The organism is Leptospira tipperaryensis, assembly GCF_001729245.1.
Taxonomy (GTDB): Bacteria; Spirochaetota; Leptospiria; order Leptospirales; family Leptospiraceae; genus Leptospira; species Leptospira tipperaryensis.
Genome location: NZ_CP015217.1, coordinates 2,293,765 through 2,316,969, shown reverse-complemented (window position 1 = coordinate 2,316,969; position 23,205 = coordinate 2,293,765). Strand labels below are relative to the sequence as shown.

Annotated in this window: 19 protein-coding genes; 11 read left to right on the top strand and 8 right to left on the bottom strand. The window is 43.7% G+C overall.

The window, feature by feature from the left end; genetic code table 11:
- Positions 1–10: 10 nt before the first annotated feature.
- The 3 genes from A0128_RS10950 to A0128_RS10940 are packed head-to-tail and all read right to left on the bottom strand — an operon-like array spanning position 11 to position 3,354.
- On the bottom strand, positions 11–742 hold the full coding sequence (locus A0128_RS10950; protein WP_069607549.1) for a succinate dehydrogenase/fumarate reductase iron-sulfur subunit: 732 nt from the start codon (positions 740–742) through the stop codon (positions 11–13).
- Positions 742–2,655: a fumarate reductase/succinate dehydrogenase flavoprotein subunit gene (locus A0128_RS10945; protein ID WP_069607548.1), complete on the bottom strand. Its 1,914-nt coding sequence runs from the start codon at positions 2,653–2,655 to the stop codon at positions 742–744. The genes A0128_RS10950 and A0128_RS10945 overlap by 1 nt, the downstream gene beginning before the upstream one ends.
- A gap of 18 nt (positions 2,656–2,673) precedes the next feature.
- On the bottom strand, positions 2,674–3,354 hold the full coding sequence (locus tag A0128_RS10940) for a succinate:quinone oxidoreductase (RefSeq protein ID WP_069607547.1): 681 nt from the start codon (positions 3,352–3,354) through the stop codon (positions 2,674–2,676).
- Between the two features lie 273 nt (positions 3,355–3,627).
- Between A0128_RS10940 and A0128_RS10935 the strand changes: the two genes are divergently transcribed.
- From A0128_RS10935 to A0128_RS10910, 6 genes are all read left to right on the top strand, one after another.
- Positions 3,628–5,163, top strand: a complete 1,536-nt coding sequence (locus A0128_RS10935; protein ID WP_069607546.1) for an aldo/keto reductase — start codon at positions 3,628–3,630, stop codon at positions 5,161–5,163.
- Positions 5,153–5,623, top strand: coding sequence for a DUF309 domain-containing protein (locus A0128_RS10930; protein ID WP_069607545.1), 471 nt, complete (start codon positions 5,153–5,155; stop codon positions 5,621–5,623). Before A0128_RS10935 ends, A0128_RS10930 begins: the two co-directional genes overlap by 11 nt.
- On the top strand, positions 5,620–6,501 hold the full coding sequence (locus tag A0128_RS10925) for an alpha/beta fold hydrolase (RefSeq protein ID WP_069607544.1): 882 nt from the start codon (positions 5,620–5,622) through the stop codon (positions 6,499–6,501). The genes A0128_RS10930 and A0128_RS10925 overlap by 4 nt, the downstream gene beginning before the upstream one ends.
- 313 nt (positions 6,502–6,814) lie before the next feature.
- Complete coding sequence (locus tag A0128_RS10920) at positions 6,815–7,681, top strand: LA_0442/LA_0875 N-terminal domain-containing protein (protein WP_069607543.1); 867 nt, start codon at positions 6,815–6,817, stop codon at positions 7,679–7,681.
- Positions 7,682–7,693: 12 nt separating this feature from the next.
- On the top strand, positions 7,694–9,010 hold the full coding sequence (locus tag A0128_RS10915; RefSeq protein ID WP_069607542.1) for an LIC11996 family lipoprotein: 1,317 nt from the start codon (positions 7,694–7,696) through the stop codon (positions 9,008–9,010).
- A gap of 84 nt (positions 9,011–9,094) precedes the next feature.
- Positions 9,095–9,310 carry a hypothetical protein gene (locus A0128_RS10910; protein ID WP_069607541.1) on the top strand — a complete coding sequence of 72 codons (216 nt, stop codon included), beginning with the start codon at positions 9,095–9,097 and terminating at the stop codon, positions 9,308–9,310.
- Between the two features lie 96 nt (positions 9,311–9,406).
- Here A0128_RS10910 and A0128_RS10905 read toward each other — a convergent pair whose 3' ends face one another.
- From A0128_RS10905 to serA, 3 genes are all read right to left on the bottom strand, one after another.
- Entirely contained in the window at positions 9,407–9,853 is a 447-nt protein-coding gene (locus A0128_RS10905) for a PaaI family thioesterase (RefSeq protein ID WP_069607540.1), read from the bottom strand.
- Between the two features lie 858 nt (positions 9,854–10,711).
- Entirely contained in the window at positions 10,712–11,017 is a 306-nt protein-coding gene (locus tag A0128_RS10900; protein WP_069607539.1) for a hypothetical protein, read from the bottom strand.
- Positions 11,018–11,152: 135 nt separating this feature from the next.
- Positions 11,153–12,376, bottom strand: a complete 1,224-nt coding sequence (serA, locus tag A0128_RS10895) for a phosphoglycerate dehydrogenase (RefSeq protein ID WP_069607538.1) — start codon at positions 12,374–12,376, stop codon at positions 11,153–11,155.
- Positions 12,377–12,575: 199 nt separating this feature from the next.
- Between serA and A0128_RS10890 the strand changes: the two genes are divergently transcribed.
- Entirely contained in the window at positions 12,576–13,130 is a 555-nt protein-coding gene (locus tag A0128_RS10890) for a hypothetical protein (protein ID WP_427854349.1), read from the top strand.
- A gap of 179 nt (positions 13,131–13,309) precedes the next feature.
- Here the strand turns inward: A0128_RS10890 and A0128_RS10885 are convergent, their stop codons facing one another.
- Positions 13,310–16,993: a hypothetical protein gene (locus tag A0128_RS10885; RefSeq protein WP_069607536.1), complete on the bottom strand. Its 3,684-nt coding sequence runs from the start codon at positions 16,991–16,993 to the stop codon at positions 13,310–13,312.
- Positions 16,994–17,343: 350 nt separating this feature from the next.
- Between A0128_RS10885 and A0128_RS10875 the strand changes: the two genes are divergently transcribed.
- Together A0128_RS10875 and A0128_RS10870 are read left to right on the top strand one after the other, a co-directional pair.
- Complete coding sequence (locus A0128_RS10875) at positions 17,344–18,258, top strand: early set domain-containing protein (protein ID WP_069607534.1); 915 nt, start codon at positions 17,344–17,346, stop codon at positions 18,256–18,258.
- Between the two features lie 136 nt (positions 18,259–18,394).
- Positions 18,395–19,144, top strand: a complete 750-nt coding sequence (locus tag A0128_RS10870) for a hypothetical protein (RefSeq protein WP_069607533.1) — start codon at positions 18,395–18,397, stop codon at positions 19,142–19,144.
- A 100-nt stretch (positions 19,145–19,244) separates the two neighbouring features.
- Here the strand turns inward: A0128_RS10870 and trxB are convergent, their stop codons facing one another.
- On the bottom strand, positions 19,245–20,192 hold the full coding sequence (gene trxB / locus A0128_RS10865) for a thioredoxin-disulfide reductase (protein WP_069607532.1): 948 nt from the start codon (positions 20,190–20,192) through the stop codon (positions 19,245–19,247).
- A 192-nt stretch (positions 20,193–20,384) separates the two neighbouring features.
- On the opposite strand from trxB, the gene A0128_RS10860 reads away from it, so the two are divergent.
- Positions 20,385–21,734 carry an LA_2490 family SGNH/GDSL-type esterase gene (locus A0128_RS10860; protein WP_069609245.1) on the top strand — a complete coding sequence of 450 codons (1,350 nt, stop codon included), beginning with the start codon at positions 20,385–20,387 and terminating at the stop codon, positions 21,732–21,734.
- Positions 21,724–23,160 carry an MBOAT family O-acyltransferase gene (locus A0128_RS10855; protein ID WP_069607531.1) on the top strand — a complete coding sequence of 479 codons (1,437 nt, stop codon included), beginning with the start codon at positions 21,724–21,726 and terminating at the stop codon, positions 23,158–23,160. Before A0128_RS10860 ends, A0128_RS10855 begins: the two co-directional genes overlap by 11 nt.
- The last annotated feature ends 45 nt before the right edge of the window (positions 23,161–23,205 follow it).

Here is a 23,205-nt window from a genome sequence, read left to right as displayed (position 1 = left end):
GAAAAAAAGTTTAAGAAAGGATAAAATCCTTGTTCATCGTCCGGATAAAATCTCTCTTGATCGATTTTGGACAAACTGCCTCGCACTCGTATTGGTTTGTGCAGTTTCCAAAACCTTCTTTGTCCATCGCGTTGATCATCTTTTTCACACGTTCTTTTTGTTCCACTTTTCCTTGTGGTAAAAGACCGAGGTGAGTGATCTTCGCCGAAACAAAGAGCATCGCGCTTGCATTCTTACAAGAAGCGACACAAGCCCCGCAACCGATACAAGTCGCCGCATCCATCGCGATGTCAGCATCTACTTTAGGAATCGGTAATGCGTTTGCGTCCGGAGCTCCCCCTGTGTTGATACTCACAAATCCGCCGGACTGAATGATTCTATCAAATGCACTTCTGTCTACAATGAGATCTTTGAGAACAGGGAATGCCTTCGCTCTCCAAGGTTCCACGTAAACGGTATCTCCGTCTTTGAAGGAACGCATATGAAGCTGGCAAGTGGTCACGCCCTGGTGAGGACCGTGAGCTTGTCCGTTGATCATCAGGTTACAGGAACCGCAGATTCCTTCCCGACAGTCGTGTTCGAAAGCGATCGGTTCCTCTCCCTTTACGATGAGTTCTTCGTTGACAACGTCCAACATCTCCAAGAAAGACATGTTCGGGGAAACGTCTTTTGCGTCGTAGTCGACGATCTTTCCCTTTTCTTCTCCGCTCTTTTGTCTCCAGACTTTGAGTTTCAGATCCATTATTTATAACTCCTTGTTGCGAGGTGAACGTTTTCGAACTCCAGCTTTTCTCTGTGTTCGGTTGGTTTTTTTCCGACTCCGTTGAATTCCCAAGCAGTCGCGTGGCAGAACTTATCGTCGTTCCGTTTTGCTTCTCCTTCTTCTTGGTATTCTTCTCGGAAGTGACCACCGCAAGATTCTTCTCTTGTGAGTGCGTCGAGGCAGAGGAGTTCTCCGAATTCTAAGAAGTCGGCGACTCTTCCCGCTTTTTCAAGAGACTGATTGAGGTCGTTTCCACTTCCCGGAACGTTTACGTTTTGCCAGAATTCTTCACGGATCTGAGGAATTTTTGCGATCGCTTCTTTTAAACCCTTGTCGTTACGCGCCATTCCGCACTTGTCCCACATGAGTTTTCCGAGTTCTCTATGAAAAGAATCCACGGTTCTTTTTCCTTTGATCGAAAGAAATTTTTTCGTAGTTTCTTCCGCGTCGGAAAGAGCTTTTTTTGCTTCCGGGTGATCTTCTTTCGGATGAGAATTGAATCCCGCTCCCGCGAGATAATTTCCGATCGTATAAGGAAGAATAAAATATCCGTCAGCGAGTCCTTGCATCAGAGCGGAAGCTCCAAGACGGTTTGCTCCGTGATCCGAGAAGTTCGCTTCTCCGATTACAAAAAGCCCGGGAAGGTTACTCATAAGATTGTAGTCCACCCAGAGTCCGCCCATCGTATAGTGAACCGCAGGATAAATTCTCATCGGTTGTTTGTAAGGGTTCTCGCCGGTGATTTGTTCATACATCTGGAAAAGGTTTTCGTAACGATCTCGGATCTTCGGTTCTCCAAGTCTTTTGATCGAATCCGCGAAATCCAGATAAACACCTTGTCCGGATTCTCCCACTCCGAGTCCCGCGTCGCAGGCTTCTTTCGCAGCGCGAGACGCGATGTCTCTTGGAGAAAGGTTTCCGTAACTCGGATACTTTCTTTCTAAATAATAATCTCTTTCACCTTCAGGGATATCAGCAGGGTTTCTTTTATCGCCTTTGTTTTTTGGAACCCAGATTCTTCCGTCGTTTCGGAGAGACTCGGACATCAGAGTCAACTTGGACTGATGATCTCCGGAAACCGGAATACAAGTCGGGTGAATTTGCGTATAACACGGGTTAGCGAAGAATGCTCCCTTTTTGTGGGCCTTCCAAGTCGCAGTCACGTTACAACCTTTCGCGTTTGTGGAAAGAAAGAATACGTTTCCGTATCCGCCGCTTCCAAGAACAACCGCGTCCGCCATATGAGTGGAAAGTTTTCCTGTAACCAAGTCACGAACCACGATTCCTTTTGCGTGACCGTCTACGACGATCAGTTCTACCATTTCGGTTCTTGGATACATCTTCACGGCTCCGAGTCCGATCTGACGAGAAAGTGCGGAGTAAGCTCCTAAAAGAAGTTGTTGTCCGGTTTGACCTTTTGCGTAGAAGGTTCTGGAAACTTGAGCTCCACCGAAAGAACGGTTTGCCAAGTGACCGCCGTATTCTCTCGCAAAAGGAACACCTTGTGCTACACACTGGTCGATGATGTTTACGGAAACTTCTGCGAGACGATGCACGTTAGCTTCTCTTGCTCGGAAGTCTCCACCTTTTACGGTGTCGTAGAACAATCTGTGAACGGAGTCTCCGTCGTTTTGGTAGTTCTTCGCCGCGTTGATTCCACCCTGAGCTGCGATACTGTGAGCTCTACGAGGGCTGTCTTGGAAGCAAAAAGTTTTTACGTTGTAACCGAGTTCCGCGAGAGTCGCCGAAGCCGAAGCTCCCGCAAGACCGGAACCCACTACGATGATATTGAATTTTCTCTTATTAGCAGGGTTTACTAATTTGATATCGGCTTTGTGATTGGACCATTTTTGTTCAATGGAGCCGCTTGGAATTTTAGAATCTAAACTCATGAAAGTTTCTCCAAAAGATTACGGATGAACGTATCCCAGCAAAATCGAAAGCGGGATAGAAGTATTGCCGACGAAGATGAGCAGAGCAAATAGAATCGCTCCCGCTTTGATCTTTCCATTCAGCTCCGGAGTGGTAAGTCCGAGGGTTTGAAAAACACTCGCAACGCCGTGACTGATATGAGACGCGAGTAAGAACATCGCGAAGATGTAAGAACCCGCAACGATCGGATTTTGAAAACCGAGAATCACCATCGTGAAGACGTCGTGTCTTCCTTTAGAATCGGTCATCGCAAAATGATCCGGGTTGGTTACGCCTAACGTGAAGTGAAGAAGGTGATAGGTGATAAAGGAAAAAATCAAAAGGCCCGTAAGCGCCATGGTTCGAGAAGCGAGCGTCGCCTGAACCGTATTCTGTTTTGAGTAGGGAACGGGACGAGCCTTTTTGTTTTCAATTGAGAGCGTTATCGCGTAGTAAACGTGAATGATAAAGCTTACGATCAGAATGATTCTGGCTACCCAGAGAAGGGGGGCGATGTCCCTAAGCGATTGGCCATATGCGTTGATTTTTTCTTGTCCGAGGAAGATCTGAAGATTCCCCAGCATATGAACAACAACAAAGCCGAAATAAACAAGTCCGGTTACTGCCACGAGAGTTTTTCTCCCGATGGAAGACCGGAGATATCCAGCCTTTAAATCCATTTCATTTTCTCCTGTTTGATTGGTGGAAAGAATTCATCGAAAAATTTGTATGATTCGAAAAAGATGGGCCGAGGCTCAACTTCTCTTAAATTAGGGTAAAAAAGCGAGTTATGACGAAAAGCATTTTTATTTTGAAGGTGAAAAATTGATACTCGAATCGAAAGTAATTAAGATCCTTTCTCAATTAGGATTCGATTTACGAACATTCGCTCCTTCTTATTATTTGGTGCAATGCGTAACGAAAAGTGAACCGAAACAAACGGGGAAAAAACGATGAATTCATCCGATCCATTTCAAACTCTCTATCAGAAATCCATGCTAAAGGGAAGTGCGACTTCCGAATCTACGAAAGAATATTCTGAAAATTCTTTTCTTCATAAAAAATATAAGGCGGGGGAGAATTTTCTGAATCCGTATTTTTCCTTTCGTGGAAGAACTCTTTCCAGGATCGCCTTTGGATGTTATCGTGTCGGGCTCGAATCTCCCGATCACAAAAAGGCGCTCGAACTTTCCTTTCAAGAAGGATTTAACGTCGTCGATACTTCATCCAATTATGGAAACGGAGAAAGTGAAAGTCTCGTAGGTCGTGTGCTTGCCGCGAAGGTTGAAAGCGGAGAATTGAAACGGGAAAACGTTTTTATCATCACGAAATCCGGTTATATCCAGGGAAGAAATCTCCAGATCGTTTCCGAACTTGAAAAGAAGAATCAAGAATTTCCGGAGATCACATACTACCAGGAAGGATGTTATCACTGTATTCATCCCGCATTTTTGGAAGATCAGCTCGAACGTTCTTTAAAACGACTTGGTTTGGAATCGGTGGACGTATTTCTTCTTCACAACCCGGAATACTTTCTTATGGACAGAGAGAAGCATAACGTTTTAGAAACCAAGGCGAAAGAAGAATATTACAAAAGAATTAAGAACTCCTTTGTGTTTCTGGAACACAAAAGAAAGGAAGGGAAAATTCAATTCTATGGAATATCCTCCAATACTTTTCCCGAAAATCCAGAAAAATATACGGCGACTTCCTTACTAAAAGTTCTGGAACTTGCAAAAGAAGTACAAACGGAACTTGGTCTGAAAGAATCCGGTTTTGCGGTCGTTCAGTTTCCCGCCAATCTTTTAGAAAGCGGATTTTTAGAAAGGAAGTTCGATGGAAAGTCTTTGATCGATATTATAGAAGCAAATCAACTCCTGCCCTTAGTCAATCGACCTCTCAATGCGATCTCAAATCAAGGAAGTATCTTCCGTCTTTCTTACGATCCAAAAGAAAGTCAGGGAGAAGTATTAAAAAACATAAAAGAAAAACTGAATGTTGTCTATTCCTGGGAAGAAGAATTTTTGCAGATCCTTCCTCCGGGTTCTTACAAATATACGTTTCGAACGGTGACGGAACCTTACTTGGATCAGTTTCAAAACCAGGATCACCTCGCCCAATTTCTGGAAAGAACTGTGATTCCGATCATGCAACAGTTGATCGTTCAGATCGAGAAAATCGTGGGGACTGACAAACAAACCGAATACATAGAAAAACTCAACGACGCACTTCCTCTTTTGGAACGATACGTTCATTTTCATAATATACAAAATTCAAACTTACTGTATGAAAAAATCGTAACATTCTATCCTCAGTATAAGGGCTGGAATCTTTCCGGAACGGCGCTTCACTTACTGCATTCTTCTCTAAAAGAAGGAGTTGTGCTTTTGGGAATGAGAAAGGAGTCCTATGTAAAAGACGCAGAAGGTTCTTTTGCAGCTCCGTTATCTGCGATCCAGGAAAAGGACTGGAAACAGTTTGAAATTTGATCCCGAAATTGTTGCTCTTTTCGACGTGATCACCGCGACTTCGGATCCGGAAAAAACCGTCGACTTCGCTTATCAAAACGGCGAAAGGCTTTTTAGAGAAGGGAAATACTTTGAGGCTCACGAGGTTTTTGAATTTCAATGGAAAAAGGATTTCGGGCCTAGGAAAATTTTTTTGCAGGGAATCATACAACTCTCGGTTTCTCTTCATAAAATTTTTGTCAAACCCAACGGACGCGGTTCGCGAATGCAGGCTACAAAGGCGAAGGAAAAGTTGGAATCGATCCTACATTCTCCCTCTCTCAGCGAAGTTGGAAAACGGGAAACGTTAGACCTGCTTTCCTCCTTGGATAAACTTTTGGATCTCTATGACGGAGACGAACTTCTTCTTGAAAAAGTTTCTACTTTCAGCATTCCGACCATTCCGAAAGACTGGCGAGAATTATTTAAGGGGCATGCATGAGCGAAATCGAAAGCGGCTTTTTTCAATCAGGCGGTTACAATCTCTCTTATAAAATTCATAAAAACGGAAAAGACAATGCTCTTCTGTTATTTCATGGATTTCAAGACGCGTCAGACACCTTTCTCTATCAATTCCCATTCTTATCCCAACATTTCGATATATATCGTTTTGATTATAGAGGACACGGGGATTCCGACTGGCTTCGAGAAGGGAACTATCATTTTATCCAAACCCTCGTGGACGTAAAAACGTTTATCTCCACGTTTCTTCCCGAAAAATTTCATATCCTCGGACATTCCATGGGCGGCGGAATCGGAGCTCGTTTTGCCGGAATTTATCCCGAAAGAATCCAAAGTCTTGTTTGTCTGGAAGGATTTATGTCCATCCAAACCCCCGAATTTGAAAAAAAACGTCTGAAGGCCTGGCTCGATACGATTGAAAACAACGAAGTCGGAACGAAAGACCGAAAGAATAAAACCTTTTCAAGCATCGACGAAGTCGCGTCTCGACTCAAACCCGTCTATCCCAAATTGGATTCTTCTAAGATCCGAGATCTTTCGGAGTATCTAACAAAAAAAACGGAAAACGGCTATCAATGGAAAAACGATCCATTGTACAAACGTGGATTTCCTTTTGTTTTTTCTCCGTATCTGACGCGCCATCTCTGGGAATCGATTGATTCTCCAACCCTGATTATCTATGGAAAGGAAACCCATCTAATGCCTGAGAATCGGGAAGAGATTCTTTCCCACTTTAGACATCTGGAATATATAGAGATGGAAAACGCGGGTCACAATATGCATCACGACCAGCCGGACGTTTTAGAAAGATTGTTAAACGAATTCTACAAAAAGCACGGTTTGATTTCCAATTCGTAGATTCTTTGATTTGTATTTTGATTGAAGGGTTACAACAAAAGTTCCGATTTTATTTCCGTTATGGGGTCGTTTCCTAAAGAAGATTCTTTCCAAGGACCCGAAAAGATTCAAATTACGATTCGTTTAATTTTCAACGGAATTGTATCGTCGCTCTTCAGGTTGCTTTACCTTTGATCACGACCGTTTTTTAGAGCCAGAGCATTATCCTCGGGAGAATTCCAAAAAGTTATTGATATCAAACATCAAAATCGTATATGATTTCAAGAATTGAATTCTAACCAGTGAAATCATACGTTTTTTCCCTTTATAAAAAATGGAGATCCTTTTGAAAAAATTAATATACTCCCCATTTCTTCTCTTATTTCTTTTTTTCTTTTCTCAGTCTCTCTGGAGCGCCCAGACGATTCTCCTCAAAAACGGAACCGCGCTCAAAGGGGATGTGACGGGGCAAAACGAGAAGAACATCACGGTTCGCCTAACGGACGGATCGGTGAAGACGATCTCAAAGAAGACGATTTTAAAAGTGGTCTATCGGGACGTGAACGAAGAAGAGGCGAAACGGATTCGTCAAGAAGAGGAAAAAAAACTAAAAGAAGCCAAGTCGGCCGATGAAAAAAAACAAATCGAAGAGGAAGCGATTGTTGCCAAGCCCGATTTCAAGGTTCCTCATTCCGGAGATCGCAGTCGTTGGAGTCTTGTTTGGCGATCGGCTTTGTTGCCCGGTTGGGGGCACTACAAAGCGGAAAGAAAGAAAACCGCCTATGTTTACGGGGCTCTTTTTTGGACGGGGATCGTCGCGACTTATAGCTCCGCTCAAAAAGTGACCCAGACCAAGGCGGATTACGACCAGGCAAGTTTGAACGCGCAGATCCTCGGAGGAAGCAGTCCTCTTTTAGCGGGTCAGATTCTTACAAACGGGAAAAGAGATGATTATAAGAAAGCAATAGACGATTATCAAAAAATCTCAGCTGCGACTGCGATCCTTTATCTGATTCAGCTCGCTCACGTTTATTATACGGGAATTTCTTGGGAAGAGGAAGAGGTGGCTCTGACTCCGCAAGGTTCCATTCTTAAAAAGGGGCTTCAGATGGAATCGATGAGAGAATTCAACTCTTTGCAATCGAGTTCCAACTCAACCTTCGGCTGGAGAGCCGAAGCAAAATACAATTGGTTTTTTTAATAGGGTAAAATCATGAAACGATTCCTTTTGATTCTTTTAATTCTCATTCAATCTCAGTGTTATAAGTTCGAGGAGAACGCTCTGGATCCGAATGGAATTCTCGGGATTGTACGAAGTCTTTTGGGAGTGAATCTTTTCGGTTATACGAATTTTATGCAAAGTAAGTATCACGCTTTCAAAAAAGCTAATCTAGATACTTATATTTCTTATTCTCGCCGGACGTTTGACGGAACCGATGATCCGAGAAACCGCGTCGATTTGATCATCGCGAAAGAAAGTGCTACGGATATCATTCCTACAAATGTGCCGATGGTAGGAGATCAATACGCGAATATGATCGGTTTCGGATACATTCCGTCAAATACGAGTAACAAGTATTTTATCCTTTTCGAAGTTTTGAACCCGACGACCCCTCCGGACTATTACTACTGGGTTGGATCCGTTTTGCCGATTGCGGGGAATCGTCTAACTTTCATTAAGTTTTCTCCGGTAATCGCGGGGGAAAAGATAGTGGGAATGGGAAGTTATAACGTTGGCGCCGCGGAAAAAATCGTCTTTTGCGAACAACCGATTAGCGCGAGCACTACGACTTGTTACAACATGGATAGCGATTTTACGAATCGTGTTACGATCGCCGCTCCCATCAATACTCTTTGTTCTTTAGTCGTTAACAATGGAAGTGTGGGAAATTGTCTGGATACGATCACCGGCTCGAGTTATTCGTTCAATTCTACAAACGGAACCATTGCGACCTTTGGAGTATCACCGGTTACTCTTGTGTCGAACTATAAGGCTGCGCCCTACAATACGTTTTTAGGAAATTCAAACTTCTATATCGAACAGGACTTAACGATATCCCATTATACAGAGCATACGAACAATTCGGTTAGAATCACCTCGACTGTGGGTGATCTAACGTCCTTTGGATCCCTTGTTTCTCCCGGAAATTCCAATCAACAAGTGATTTCGACTTCGGGCATTGCGGATACGGACGTAGTATTTCTGGTTCGCGGAAACAACGGTTCTTATTTATCCTTAGTCGCGACTTCAAATCTGGGTCTTTATAAACATTTTCTTTTTAAGACTATGGACTTTGGAGTAAACTGGGTTCAGGTGGATCAAAGTACTTTCCCGCTTCCGAGTCCGGACTACGATACCGATCCGACTCCGAGTTTTACGGCCTCTCTCGGTCATTTTGTAACTATGGCGGGAGGAGAAAAACTTCATTTGTTTAGCAACAAGGAAGGTGATGCAATGCGTCGATACGTTTCTGCGGACAACGGAACTACTTGGACGTTGCAGGAAACGATTTCCCCCAGTGCCGAATAAAAAAATTCTGTCTCTTTAGAAAAAAAAGCTTGTACTTTCCTGCATGGCCTAGAACATCCTTTCAACAATTTTAAGGAAGTTTCCATGCAAGAACAAGCTGCAAAGTTTAAGAGCCAGTTAGAAAGATACATTAACTATCGCGGGATCGACATCGTCCTGCATCTGAAAGACGGGTCTCGCGTGGAATTGGATCGTAATCGTAAATTGGTCGGAGAACAGATCGTTTATTTTCCCACAAAAAATCTCACGAGCGCCGTCGAACTCGCGAGCATCAGCCGTGCAGAGTTTTTCGTAGCTTAGAATTTTAGAAAATTCAAAAATTCTAAAGTAACAAGAGAGCAGGAGGTTTAAAAATACCTCCTTCGCTTAATATCTTTGTTAAAAAGAACTCGCTTTTTAGTCTTCGAACTTTACGACCCAGATAGAAAGTAGCTCGGCTACCAAGTCACCGTCCTGATCGATCGACTTCGAGATCAAACGAACCGTGGAACGTTTTTGTTCCGTGATTTCGCTAAGAATCTTAATTTTTCCCGATGTTACGCTCTTTCGATATTTGATTTCGGCGGTTCCAGTCGCCATAAACTTACATTTTCTTCCGGAAGACTTAATCCAGGCGGCCATCGCCGCTCCGGCGGAACTATCCATCGCAGCAAAAAGTGCGGCCCCGTGAACGATTTTGACCGGATTGTGAAACGTTTCGTCTACTTCGATTTCATATTCACTCTTACCGGGACTTGCTTGCAGCGCTTTGTAACCAAGTTTCCGTGAGAATGTATCCTGACTCTGAAAATACTGTATGAATTCCGGAGAATTGACTTCCGGCATGGATTGAAAGGGATTCATCTTAGTTGATAACTTCTTTGGAAACCGAAGTTTTGTCAACGCTGACCGATGAATTCTTTCATTTTATAAACTTTTAATAATTTGAAATTCAAATTATCGCAATCCTTTTGAACGCAAGAAAATGAAAACTATCAGGTGTTAGGCGATATCGATTTTGATTATAGGATTTATTTTTTTCGCAATCTTGTCTCTTCTGATTTTGTTTTTATAAAAGAGCAGTGTAAGAGTTTACAACTTCTTTGACAGGATTTCTAAGAATGAATTGGAAGCCCAAGCGTCGAACGAATCTTTTTAGAATCGAGTGGAGCTTCGTTCTATTAATAAATTGATTAAAAAGAGAACGTTTCCCAATGAATTCTACCGTCGGTGCGAATGGAATAGCAAAATAGAATATTTGTTTCTTTGCATGTTCTTATGAGGAAATAAAAAAGGGATCGGAAGAAAGGATCGTAAACGCGCCTCTATAAAGAATTCAATCTGTAAGTTTTATTAAGAATGGGAAATTGGATTTTTAAACCAGAGGATTTTACCGAATAGCCTAAAGTCATTGTAGTGATTCTAAGATTCGAGATGCCGGGACAAACGATAAAAGAAAGATCGGTCATTGGAAAAATCGATTTGTAGGAGCTCTTACGGATAAGAAAGTTTGAAACCTGACATTCTCCAATCAGTGGTGGATTTTTTCCTTGGCTAAGAAGTTCAGCAGTGATTTCTAACGGAGCGGCCTTTACGATCGGGACTCTCGAAAAAAACGCGAGGAATACGTATGTTCCATATGAAATTCTTCAGAGAAAGAAACTTTCCCTGAAGTGGATAGGATTTTCTCTGTAGAACATTATACGCTCTTGATTCTTAAGATTAAGAAAGATCTCGAATCAGGTCTTCGATTTCTTGAACCTTATTAAAATCTCTTTCCGTATAGTTCATATAGAGATCGTATTCCGATCCGGAAATCTTTTCGCAACGAATGACCTTTACAGGAATCTGAATCGCTCCGGAAAGACTGATTGTTCCGAGTTTGAGTTCTAAAACCGTTCCCGGTTCAATTGGAGAATCGGTTCTATGAAGCAGACCTTTCAGAATATTCTCAGCCAGCCGAAGACTCTGATCGGCCAGTTCGCTCAGATATACGGTAATCGTGTTGGGAATTCTGTTATAGTGCATAGCACAATAGTAAGGAATCCCTCCAAATTAAAGCAAGTAAAATTCAAAAAATTCTTTCTTAGGGACTATGAATTTTATATTACATTTCCATTATATTTTCTTTCTGGCAAATTGCTTTTACGTAAGGCATTTTGTTCAGTAAAGAATCCGGGTTTTGATCGAAAAAGGGTGTTTTTCGATTTTTTCTTTCAGTTCGTCTCCGACGGATTTGTCTATTACCATGGAAAGATATCCGATCTCGGCGCTGGTACCTAAGTGTTGAGAACTGATATTGGCTCCGATTTCGGAAACCATGGAGTTGATATCTTTCAAAAACCCGGGTTGGTTTTTGTGAACGTTTAAAATTCTATATTGTCCGGAAGGAAGAGACGTGATTTCCAGATTCGGAAAATTTACGGAGAATGTCGTAGAACCGTTGTTTACAAATTTCACGAGCTTGCTTGCAACTTCGGAACCGATATTTCTTTGAGCTTCTTCCGTGCTTCCGCCGATATGAGGAGTTAAGATCACGTTAGGCAGGTTTTGCATCGGAGTTAGGAATGGATCGTTATTGGACTCGGGTTCTTCCGGGAAGACGTCGATTCCGGCTCCGGCGATATGTCCGGCCTTGATCGCTTCCGCGAGGGCTTCTAAATCCACAACCTTTCCTCGGGAAAGATTGATCATATAAGCGCCTTTCTTTGTTACTTCGATTTCTTTTTTTCCATAGAGATTTGTGGTCTCCGCCGTTTCCGGAACGTGGAAAGAGATAAAGTCCGAGTTTCTCAGAAGTTCTTGATAACTGTTGGCCGGCATCGCGTTTCCAAGAGGAAGAACCGTCTGAATATCATAGTAGATCACCTTCATTCCCATCGCTTCCGCGAGGACTGAAACCTGACTTCCGATATGTCCGTATCCTACGATTCCCAAGGTTTTACCTCGGACCTCGAAACAATTCTTAGAAATTTTGTTCCAGATTCCGGAATGAGTATTGCGAATATGATCGGGAATTCTTCTCGCGAGCATGATCACTTCGGAGATCACGAGTTCCGCCACGGACCTTGTGTTGGAATACGGGGCGTTGAAAACAGGGATCCCTTTTTTTTCCGCTCCGAGGAGATCGACCTGATTGGTCCCGATGCAAAAACAGCCGATCGTAAGAAGGCGTTTTGCTTTTTCGAGCACCGGCGCGGTCACGTTAGTTTTACTTCGAATTCCGAGGACGTGGATGTTTTCGATTTCGTTTAAGAGTTCCTTTTCCGTAAAGGCCCCGGGAAGGAGACGGACGTTAAAGCCGTCATTTTTGAACATATTGAAAGCGTCTTGATGGACGTTTTCGAGGAGGAGGACATTGATCTTATCTTTTGGAAATGAAATCATAAGTACCTACCAGGGTTTCAAGGGTGCGCTTCTCTGAAAATTGAATTTTTCCTCCACAAACCTAGGAAGCCTTTTTCGGGTTTTCCTCGATTGGAAGGGATTTTTTCGGGGTTTGTAGGATGTCTTACAACGAGCGGGAGTCTGGGATTCTTCTGGAATTTTCTTTCAAAACGTAGCTCCCTAAGAAAAACTGGGGAAAATTCCCTCGGGGGCCCCTTTGAAGATTCAAATCTCTTCTTTTATTTTCTGCGTCATATTGTTCACTGGTATTTCTTGTTCTTCTACGAGCGTTCTTCAGACCCCGGAGCCGGCGCTTGAACAGGTCCTTTTTCATTCGGAGCCTCTCTGTCCGGGTTTTCATCTTTTTTGTTCTCAAGGCGACACCAAATCGATGAACTTTCGGGGAGTTTTTAAGAATTCCAGCGGAGAGAAATCTCTTTTTTTAGATTATTATCTCAGTTCTTTCGAGGTCAGTTTTCCGATCGGAGTTTCTCTCAAGTTGGATGGGACTTGGTACAACTTACGCAAGGTCGGAACGGATTATTCGGATTCGATGCGGATTTCTTCTTTGATTCCTACGGAGCTCGTGGATCGAATTTTGAATGCGAAAGAAATTACATTTAGTTTTTCTTCCCGGGAAAAAACTACCAATCAGCTCTTTTCTTCCGGCGACGCTTCCCGCTTCCAAACGCTCCTAAAGAATATTCGGGAAAAAGTGGATACTCAGTCAAAATTGAATATTCTTAATCCTTAATGTTTTTTCGTTCGTTTTGTTCGATGCGGATTTGGATTCCGATTTCTGAATTTTTTCGGCAAAAATCGATCTGACAGAACAGAATTGAGAACGTCATTGCCTTCTTCTTTTCCAAAGGACTCAAATGACTTTCTCGGTCCGAGTTCTTGATAAGACAAACTCGTTTTGTGTAGGAACTCTTACTCTCTGACTAACTTTTTGACGCTGTCCAAGGTGGGAGAGAGCCAGTCTTCCAAGAGCGGATCTTGTCCAATGGCTTCTTTTTTAAACATAAGATCTTTATTGGACATTGCGATTTCCGAAACTTCGCTGATCTTTCTTGCGGTTTCAATCGCCTTCCAGTAGTGTTTCAGGGCTTCTGCCGTGTTTCCTTGTTTTTCATAAACCGCGCCGATATTGTTATAAGCAGCGACGAGGGTCTGGTAGACTTCTTGGTGATATGGATCATCCGGTTTTGGAAGTCCCATGTTCAGAAGTTTTTCTTCCATATCGTCTTGAACCTTCAGATAATTTCCAAGACTTGCTTTGTATTGACCCGTATAATAAAACGCGTTCGCTTTTCCCATGAGAAGGGTAGAATGATTGTATTCGTCTTCGTCTTCAAACCCGGACCATTCGTTTAGAGAAGCCGCAAAGTCGCCGCTCATATAATCCACCCAGCCCTTGAAGTAACGAAGTTCTCTTTGGATTCCCGCAGGAAGAGGGGTTCTCCATCTTCGAATGAGTGTGAATTCGTTTTCATCTGTTTGTACGGCTTCCGCTTTGGAGAATCCTTCCAGAGAATTTTTCAATTCCATGGATCTTGTCTTTGCAACCGAATCCATTGCGGTTCTTGCACGGAAAGGATAGATCTTTCTTCCAGGGAATTCAGTGATCTTATCTTTTTCATTGATTCCGGCGGCCGAGAGATATTGGATTCTCGCCTTGTCGAAATAGATTCTTCCTACGTTTCCTTGGATCAGCGTTTCGTCTTCTTCTCTGGCTCCATAACTTTGTTTGTAGTTTTCAAAACGATGGATCGCTTCGTTTAACAATTTGTCGGCTTCTCCGAAGTTTGCGAGACGGATCGCGTTCTCTGCAAGTTCGGTCGCGGCCAAGTAGTGAGCAGGATCGAGGGTTGCGGCTTTTTCAAAAAATCTTCTCGCTTGAATCGATTCTTTAATGGAAGCAAAGTATCTTCCCCTTTGATAGTATCCTTCCGCGTAGTCGGCTCCGTCTCTTTCTGTTCCCGTTACGGAATCTTCTTCGGTCTTGTGATAGATCAGATCTAAGATTTCAAGTGCGTTGTCGTTTACTTCCATTCCGGAAACCTGATCAACAGGATTGATATTATAACGAATTCTTAATTCTTTCTTATTCAAATCAGTGTAAAAGGAAGCGAGTTTGGAAAGAACATAGAGAGAAAGTTTTTTCTCTATGTCTAAATTGTTTTTGATCTGTCTGTGGTGATTGATCACGAACTGAGGATTTCCGTCTTCTTTCCACATTTCGATATAAGTGGAGAGTAGGCCGCCTTCGCCGACCGGGCTGGAAGGATCGATTTCCACGATCTTGTTGTAAAACGAAGCCGCCTTTCCAAATTCTCTTCGATTGTAATAAATTTTTGCGATTCCCGCCGTGGATTCTTCGTCGTAGGGTTCGTTTCCGTCCGTATAGACTTGTTTGTAAAAATTGATCGCGAGTTGGTCGTTTTTGTATCTTCCACCGCCTAACGACGATTCGGTGAAAGAAGGCATGATGGAAGAATGAAATCTTCCTAAATTCTTATAAGTAGCATTGTCGTGAATTTGTTTTTCCAAACGCATCACGATATAAGCGCCGGCTTTCTGAATTTTTCTTTGAATTCCGTCTTGTGCGAGAAGAATCATCCGATTCTCATTGCCGATCTTTCCGGCGATCGGAAGTTTTCCGTTGTCCCAGACTTGGCCTTTCGCTAAAGTGATGATCGGAACTTTTTCTCTTTTGTCCCAAGCGTTGGAAGCGGATTCTTCTCCGCCCGCGCCGAAGTCGGGACTGACCTTTCCAAAAAGTTTTTCAAAACCGCGATCGTATTCTTCCACTCGAGTGTATTCGACTCCGTAGAGATTCAAATATTTGAGATGGTTCGGAAGAATGTTTTCTCCTCTTGCAAAGGCTTCCTCCGCTTCGAAGAATTTCTTTTTGCGAACGTCGCTGTTTTTTGGATACGCGCCCGCTTCTCGGATAAGAGTCAGACCTTGTTCGTAATACTGAGCGGCTTGATTCGGAATGATAAAATTTCTATAGAGAAACGTTCCGCCTACAATGAGAAAAATTGCGGCCGCGATTCCGAAGACGGTTCTTCGAATCGCTTTTTTTTGTCTCTGCAAACCTTCTTTTGTATAAAGAGGGTCGGTGGAGATGATCGGAACCCCGTCTCGAGAGAAACCGCTTCCTCTCTGAGAAAGAGAAATCGTTTCTCCCAAAACTCCCGAAAGAAAGTCCGCGATCTCATCGGGAGAACTTTCGATCTTGATGAGTTCTAAGAGACCTTTTTGATCTCTCGGAGTAAGTCGATCCTGAACGATCGCGTCGATCACCGCACGGCGAAGAACCGGCGGGTAACGAAGAATTTCTTTTTGAATGATGGCGAGTTCTTCGTCTTTGAGTCCCTTATCGATTTCCTGTTTTTCTTCGCTCGCCAGTCCTTGGAGATCCGCTTCGAGTCCGAAAGAACTTCCGGAGTCATAGTCCTCGCTTCCGGAATCGCTATCCAGATCAGGACTAAACGAATCGAAAGAAGCGTCCGCTCCACCAGGGATGTCGGATAACGTGTCTTCTTCCGAGGAAGGCACAAAATCCGCAAAAGGATCTTCGGATGCGGTCGCCGAAGAAGTGAGATCGGAGAAGGGGTCTTGTCCCGGAGAACCTAAATCGCCGAAATCGGAGAATGGATCGGATTCCGCTGCGGACGGTCCCGCATCCGCGGGTTGGCTAAAGAAATCATCGTCTCCTCCGCTCTGCTCCGGAGAGGAGGACATAAAATCGTCAAAAGAATCTCCGCTTCCAGCGGGTTCCGGTGAGGACAGTCCAAAATCATCACCCGCGTCCGGAGTTTCTAAACCAGAGCCGCCGAGATCCGCAAAGGGATCGACTTCTTCAGTGCCCGATTCCGGTGTGGAAGTAAAAGAGTCCATTCCTGCAAAAGGATCCGCGTCGTCGGAAACGGGAGGAGCTCCAAAATCGCTTTCACCAAATGGATCCGCTTCCGAAGTATCACCACCCAACCCGGCAAATGGATCTGCTTCGGGGGTAGTCTCGCTAGTCATCTCATCGAGGTCGGCGAACGGATCGGCAGAATCTGGGCTTGTCGGAGTTTCCTCTTCTCCAAAGGAAAAATCGTCGCTCGAAGAAGGTGTCGTTTCCGGAGGAAGCCCTAAGTCGCCAAACGGATCCTCTTCGTCCGAACTTGCAGCCGGAGTCGGTTCGGAATCCATTCCAAAATCAGCAAATGGATCGGCTTCTCCCGAATCGGAAGAAGGAGCGACGTCAAAGTCGTCGTCTGTAGGAGGAGGAGGAGTTTGAGAAGGTTCTGATAAGAGTTCGTCTAAATCGATATCATCGTCTTCGATGATCTTGGATTTGGGTCTTTCCAGTGTAGGAGGTTCTACACCGTCTTCGTCGTCATCGTCAAAATTTTCGGAGTCGGAGGAAGGTGCTGGGGTTGTATCTTCTTCCTCGTCGTCGGAGGAAACTGGACTTCCGTAACCCATCTTTTCACGAAAGACGGAGAGCATAGGATTGAGCTCTTCCGAGATATCCGGATTCTTGGAAAGAGGTTGGAGAATAGAACGTATTTGTTCTAATTCTGCTTCCTTGAGTGGGGTAGAATTCGCCTCTGCCATGATATCCTGCTAAATACTATCGGAATCCTTCGAAATTCTCCAATGAAAAAACTCTTCCGGGCAAAGAGGAAAAAGGAAAGGTAACGATAAAAACGAGTTCGATTTTCTTTCCTCCTCTTTTTGGACGAAGAATTGGGTGCCTTCTTGAGATGAGAATCCCACCTTTATCGAATCCGATTTTGTTAGAGCTCCTACAAAGACACGTTCTTGTTCTCACAACGGAACTTTCGTTTCGGGAAGAATCGGGTTTCCACTCTCGAAAAGAGATCTTCTTTCGAGCTTCATTTCGGACTTATGTCCGATTCCATACTCCATTCTTCTCTTTGGAAGCGAATTTCCAGATTTGCCTTATGCTTTTCGCGAAACCGATCGAATCTTTATTCAGAATGAAATCATTTCCTAAGACAAAAATATTCCTCCTTGCTCTACTTCTTACTATTACCGTTGCGATCGGCGCCGATGACGCCGGAAATTGGATTGGCTCTTTTTCTTCCGAGGACTACGAAGACTTTTTAGAACCGGTGGAAAAAGAAAAGATCTACTATTACTGGCAGATGGAAAAACTAAAAAGGCCGGTGGCGCCGAGATATATCCGTTATATCGATTCTTCTCTTTCCTTGGAAACGGGAAGACTTCTCAATCGAGGTATTCTTTTTACCTTTGAAGGAATCGAAAACGAAGACGTTTCCGTTTGTGGAAACTTTTCTCTTTGGAGATGTCTTCCTCTCAAAAAGAACGATCACGGAATTTTTTACACAGTCTACGATCCAGAAAGCAAAGACACGATTCGAGAAGAACTCAAGGTCTTAGAATACAAATTCAGAGTGGACGGTCTTTTTACTCATGATCCGTCTAACCCCGATTCGACGGAAGACGGAGATGGCTCGTTGGTTTCGAGACTCATCGCGATCCCTTCCGGACCGGACAAACACGTGACCACGAGAATTTTAGAAGATTCTCCCTATGAAGAATTGGAATACAGAACCGTTGAGTTTAGAATCTACGCTCCCGAGGCTGAGATGATTACTCTTGTAGGAGATTTCAATCATTGGGATCCGGAGCAGGATATTCTCAAAAAAGAAAGGGACGGGGTCTTTACTCTGATCAAGAAGATGAAATCCGGAAATTATCTCTACAACTTTGTTCGGGACGGAAAGATGATTTTGGATACGTTTAACCAGAACACTCGTCTCAGAGTCGACACAGGAGAAATTTCTTCGTATCTGATCGTTCCGGAACGATCCTACGCTCTGGAAGCAAAATGATTTCTTTTTTTCATTGACCTATTTCGCGATCCATAGAGAGCGAAATGCGCCAAAGATGCAGAGCGTAATCTTTGATTGTTCCAATATGATTTCTTTTTTTCATTGACCTCGTCTTTTCCCGGGCTTTTTTCTACTCATGGAAAAAATCCGGCTGGGTGTATATGCGTTTGGAATCATCGTCGTTGGGATTCTCGTTTTTACACTGTCAAAGAGCTGGTTCATTTTAGATCGAGGCGTGGAATTGGTGGAACCGGGTTCCACCAAAGAAGAACCTTTGACTCCCGCCGATCGGAGCCCCGATCTCTTAAATCATTCGGTTGTACTTTGGGATCGTTTTTTATTCTATCCATTTGAACTTTCCAGAGAAACCGTTGCCGGTCACAGAAAGACCCTCAACCACGCGCGCAATCTTACGGTGATCGATTTAGAATCTGGAAAACCCCGTAAACTCTTCAATCGAAACGTTTATATTTGGGATTATTTTACCGGAACTGACAAAGAAAAAGAAGTCGGAGCCGGAGAAACAACGGAAGAATCGGAATTGGATTCCGTTCTCGCTTCGGGAATCACGACCGGAAAAAATTTGATTTTGATCGGGATGACGGAAGATACAAATAAAGACGGCTTCTTAAATCAGAGAGACCGTAAGCAGGTCTTTGTCTACAATCCGAATGGTGCGACTCTCGTAGGAGTTCTTCCTCGAAAATATTCTTTGCAAAAAATTCTTCCTTCTTCCGGTAAAGAAAGATTGGTGATGATTGTTTCCTTGGAAGAAGAAAAAGAAGAACCTAAAAAGAAGAAATCCTCAACCGTTAAACTTCCGGAAACTACATTCTATATTTATGATATTCGAAATGGAAGAGGGACTCTCGTAGAGAATCCCTGATCTATCGTTTCTCGCAAGATTGCAAAATGCAATCCATTGAGCCCTGCCTAATAAAATTTACGAGTTTACCCGGCTAACATCGAAGATGCGAGTCGAGGTTTTATTCTTCCCTGGATTCCAGCCAACGTTCTGCGTCGAGGGCCGCCATACAACCGGAACCAGCCGCAGAGACCGCTTGACGATAGACTTTGTCTTGAACGTCACCTGCAGCAAAGACGCCTTCGATGCTCGTCTTAGTAGTTCCCGGAACGGTTTTGATATAACCGCTTTCGTCGAGATCTAAGATCCCTTCAAAGATGTCCGTATTCGGTTTGTGTCCGATTGCGTAAAAAAGACCACCGACCGCGAGTTCTTTTTTTTGTCCATTCACGGTATCTTGCAAAGTAAGAGACGTTAGATTCTTACCATCACCTTTGGCTTCTTCCACTTGAGAATTCCAGAGGATTTCGATCTTCGGGTGCGTGGTCGCTCTTTTTTGCATGATCTTAGAAGCGCGTAAAGAATCTCTTCTGTGAACCAGATAAACCTTGGAAGCAAACTTGGTTAGATGCGAAGCTTCTTCCACCGCAGAATCTCCGCCGCCGACAACGACGAGTTCCTTGTTTCTATAAATCGGAAGGGCGCCGTCGCAGACGGCGCACGCAGAAATTCCTCTCTGCCAATAGGTGTCTTCTCCGTTCACGTGCATTCTTTTTGCGGTCGCGCCCGTTGCGATGATCACGGCTTCCGCTTCGATCAGTTCGTCGTCGGACCAAAGTTTGAAAGGTCGGGAAGAGAAATCCACTTTCGTGATCGTCTGCGTAAAAATTTTCGTTCCGTATTTAACGGATTGTTCTCGAAAGAGCTCAGTCAACTTTGTCCCGTCGATTCCTTCCGGAAAACCCGGAAAGTTTTCCACTTCGGTCGTTGTCGTAAGTTGTCCTCCGGCCGCGATTCCCCCGGCCATAAAACCTTCGTACATAACGGGGTTTAGATTTGCTCTTGCGGCGTAGATTGCTGCTGTGTGACCTGCGGGTCCGGATCCAATGATGACGATTTTGTGGGCCATGATTTCCTCGAATTAGAATGATTCTAAACTTGATCTTTTTTTAGACTCCCATGTTGTAAAGTAGGTCCTCTTTTTGACAGAGAATTTTCTGTATTTTTCAACCAAGGAAGAAGATTCGAACTTCGCGAAGGAGGTGAAAAAGGGAGAATTCGCTTGCCAGTGAACCCTTATATTCCAACCTTTCCTCTATCCATGAAAGGATCCTTCTCCTTGGCAGGACGCGTGCTTGCCTTCTTCGTCATCATCTTTTTAGGAACCGAGATTCTTCTCAATGTTCTCCAAGCTCCTTCTCTTCAGTATTATCGAGATCAAAAGGTCTTACACCGATACAATCCGATTTATTACGTGGATCTTGCTCCGAACAAAGACATTTACATCCGTCACTTTGCGGGGAAATGGGAGGGAAGGTTTCGAACCAATTCTCTGGGAATGAGAGGTTTAGAAGAACCGGACCCGGAAAAATCAAAGCTCGCTTGTCTTGGAGACAGTCTTGTGATGGGTTTTGGAGTCGGAGACGAGGATACGTTTTGCAATCAATTGAATGGAATCGAACTAAGAGGCGGCCCAAGACAATCGATGAATTTGGCGGTAGATGCCTACGGTTCTTTGGGCGCGGTTCGAAGATTGAAGGACATGGCACCGAAGTTAAAGAATCTCAAAGAGGTTCTTTTCTTTGTTTCCGCAAACGACTTTACGATTCCGGAAGAACTTCGAGCGAAAGGAATGCTTTCCGACGACGAAGTGGATGAGATCCGAGATAAGGATCCGTCTTTCAATAGAAACTTTCAGATTCAGTTCGAACTTTCCCGTGCTTCCTACACCTTACAGGCGTTAAAACTCGCGCTTGAACAGCTCAAGGTTCAATACGCATTTACTTCCTTTAAGTTAAGGACGGAATGGAATTCCACAGGACTTTCTTCGGAATCAACTCCGGATCAAACTCCGGTCCGTTACATGAAGTATTCTTTTTTTCGAACTTCGCCAAAAGAAAACTGCGCTCCCGATTCTTCTTTAGAAACATTAGAAAAGAAGAATGTAGTAGTTGTAGTTCCTACGCCGGGAACGATGTCGCAGGAAGAATACAAAAAACAATTTTGTCCCGAAGCGATCCCGGATTATTTTTCCTGTCAGGACGGGGAACCTGCTCTAAATTCTTTAGAACCACTTCCTAAGATTACACAAAGAGCCTATGATGAAATGATTGAATATACCCGCTCTCAGGGAATTCGTTTGATCGTAGTTTTGATGCCGATACAGGTGGAAGAGATTTTTTGTAGAAATCAAGGGAAGTATCATCCTCTGGAAAACTACGCGCTTCGCGCGGCCGGTTATTTCGAAAAAAGAGGAGTTCCCACACTCAAACTTCGGAGAGAAACTTCCGAGATGTGCGGAGAAGTGATCGATACTCCGAGAGGAAAAAAATTCTCCGGGATCCGCGATTATTTTATTCCGGAAGACGGGCATCTAACCGTTCCGGGGAACAACTGGGCGAAAAGAGCGGTTGTAAAACAACTCAAGGAATTAGAAAAGAATGCTCTTTAACTCGGTTCAATATCTCATTTTTGCTCCCGTAGTCATTCTTGTATATTTTTGGCTTCCCGCTAGATTTCAGAGATTTTGGCTTTTGGTCGCGAGTTTGTATTTTTACGCGATCTTTAAGATTCCATTCATTCTACTTTTAATATATTCGATTGTTTTAACATACTTTGCCGTAAAGGGAATGGAATCTACAACTTCCAAGTTTTGGAAACTTACCTATTTGAACGTCGCGGTTTGGGGAAACCTGCTCTTATTGTATATGTTCAAATACATGGATTTCTCTTTGCACGCTTGGAACGTATTTACGAACTCCGCGCCTTGCGATCCGATGTATGTTTCTCTTACGGGGGCGATGCTTCCGATGGGAATTTCATTTTTTACTCTGCAAGCGATTTCTTATGCGGTGGACGTCTATCGCGGAACGGTTCCACAAGCGAGAAGTCTTTTTCAGTTCGCGCTCTTTCTTTCCTTTTTTCCTCAGCTTGTGGCTGGTCCGATCATTCGCGCTCAGGATATGCTCCATCAGTTTTTGGAGAATTATACTTATAGAAAGGAAAATCTTCTTCCGGGTGTGCGTCAACTTGCCTGGGGACTTTTTAAAAAAACCTTTGTGGCCGATCCGATTTCTTTGACGGTCGATCCCGTTTTTACAAATCCAGGAGCTTACGATTCACTTTCTTTATTGATCACTTCTTTCCTGTTTTCCTTTCAGATCTATTGTGACTTCTCCGGCTATTCGGATGTCGCGATCGGAACCGGAAGAATTATGGGTTATAGAATTCCGGAAAACTTTACGAGACCCTTTCTTTCTCAGACAGTAACCGAGTTTTGGAGGAGATGGCATATATCCTTTTCTTCTTGGCTTCGCGATTATATTTACATTTCTCTCGGCGGAAATCGAGTGAGTGTTCTTCGTGCGTATTTCAATGTATTTATCACGACGTTTGTGAGCGGACTCTGGCACGGAGCCGATTGGAATTTTATTATTTGGGGAGCTTGTCACGCAAGCGTGATGGTCTTTGAAAGATTTATCTTTTCTTTTTCGATTCTCAAACGAGGTTGGGATAAGATTCCGGAATGGATCAAGTATGCGTATCCGTTCTTTATCTTTTCCTTTTCTATGTTTTTCTTTCGGGCAAAACCTTCACCTGAATACGGATATGAGACTAGTTTGGATCTTGCCTTTGCGATCGTGAAGCGGAGTTTCTCTTTTGAGAGCGGCCAGAGTTTGAGAATCCCGGTTGCGGTTTTACTGGCGGTTCTGGTTTTGTTTGGCTCGGACTATCTACAAGAGAAGAGACAGGCTTGGATGGAAAAAATCCAAGACGAACCTTGGGTCGTCTATCCTCTTTCGGGGATGATGGTGTTGGTCGGGTTTATTCTTTATAGCGTTACGGTGAGCCAACCTTTCCTTTACTTTCAATTCTAACCCGATCTCGTTTCTTTCAAAAGAAATCGAGATGAATAGGCGTAA

What these genes read in the sequence shown, in the direction of transcription:
- A0128_RS10950 (WP_069607549.1), bottom strand. Translation starts at nt 742, where the DNA reads ATGGATCTGAAACTCAAAGTCTGGAGACAAAAGAGCGGAGAAGAAAAG.
- A0128_RS10945 (WP_069607548.1), bottom strand. Translation starts at nt 2,655, where the DNA reads ATGAGTTTAGATTCTAAAATTCCAAGCGGCTCCATTGAACAAAAATGG.
- A0128_RS10940 (WP_069607547.1), bottom strand. Translation starts at nt 3,354, where the DNA reads ATGGATTTAAAGGCTGGATATCTCCGGTCTTCCATCGGGAGAAAAACT.
- A0128_RS10935 (WP_069607546.1), top strand. Translation starts at nt 3,628, where the DNA reads ATGAATTCATCCGATCCATTTCAAACTCTCTATCAGAAATCCATGCTA.
- A0128_RS10925 (WP_069607544.1), top strand. Translation starts at nt 5,620, where the DNA reads ATGAGCGAAATCGAAAGCGGCTTTTTTCAATCAGGCGGTTACAATCTC.
- A0128_RS10920 (WP_069607543.1), top strand. Translation starts at nt 6,815, where the DNA reads ATGGAGATCCTTTTGAAAAAATTAATATACTCCCCATTTCTTCTCTTA.
- A0128_RS10915 (WP_069607542.1), top strand. Translation starts at nt 7,694, where the DNA reads ATGAAACGATTCCTTTTGATTCTTTTAATTCTCATTCAATCTCAGTGT.
- A0128_RS10910 (WP_069607541.1), top strand. Translation starts at nt 9,095, where the DNA reads ATGCAAGAACAAGCTGCAAAGTTTAAGAGCCAGTTAGAAAGATACATT.
- A0128_RS10905 (WP_069607540.1), bottom strand. Translation starts at nt 9,853, where the DNA reads ATGAATCCCTTTCAATCCATGCCGGAAGTCAATTCTCCGGAATTCATA.
- A0128_RS10900 (WP_069607539.1), bottom strand. Translation starts at nt 11,017, where the DNA reads ATGCACTATAACAGAATTCCCAACACGATTACCGTATATCTGAGCGAA.
- serA (WP_069607538.1), bottom strand. Translation starts at nt 12,376, where the DNA reads ATGATTTCATTTCCAAAAGATAAGATCAATGTCCTCCTCCTCGAAAAC.
- A0128_RS10885 (WP_069607536.1), bottom strand. Translation starts at nt 16,993, where the DNA reads ATGGCAGAGGCGAATTCTACCCCACTCAAGGAAGCAGAATTAGAACAA.
- A0128_RS10875 (WP_069607534.1), top strand. Translation starts at nt 17,344, where the DNA reads ATGCTTTTCGCGAAACCGATCGAATCTTTATTCAGAATGAAATCATTT.
- A0128_RS10870 (WP_069607533.1), top strand. Translation starts at nt 18,395, where the DNA reads ATGGAAAAAATCCGGCTGGGTGTATATGCGTTTGGAATCATCGTCGTT.
- trxB (WP_069607532.1), bottom strand. Translation starts at nt 20,192, where the DNA reads ATGGCCCACAAAATCGTCATCATTGGATCCGGACCCGCAGGTCACACA.
- A0128_RS10860 (WP_069609245.1), top strand. Translation starts at nt 20,385, where the DNA reads ATGAAAGGATCCTTCTCCTTGGCAGGACGCGTGCTTGCCTTCTTCGTC.
- A0128_RS10855 (WP_069607531.1), top strand. Translation starts at nt 21,724, where the DNA reads ATGCTCTTTAACTCGGTTCAATATCTCATTTTTGCTCCCGTAGTCATT.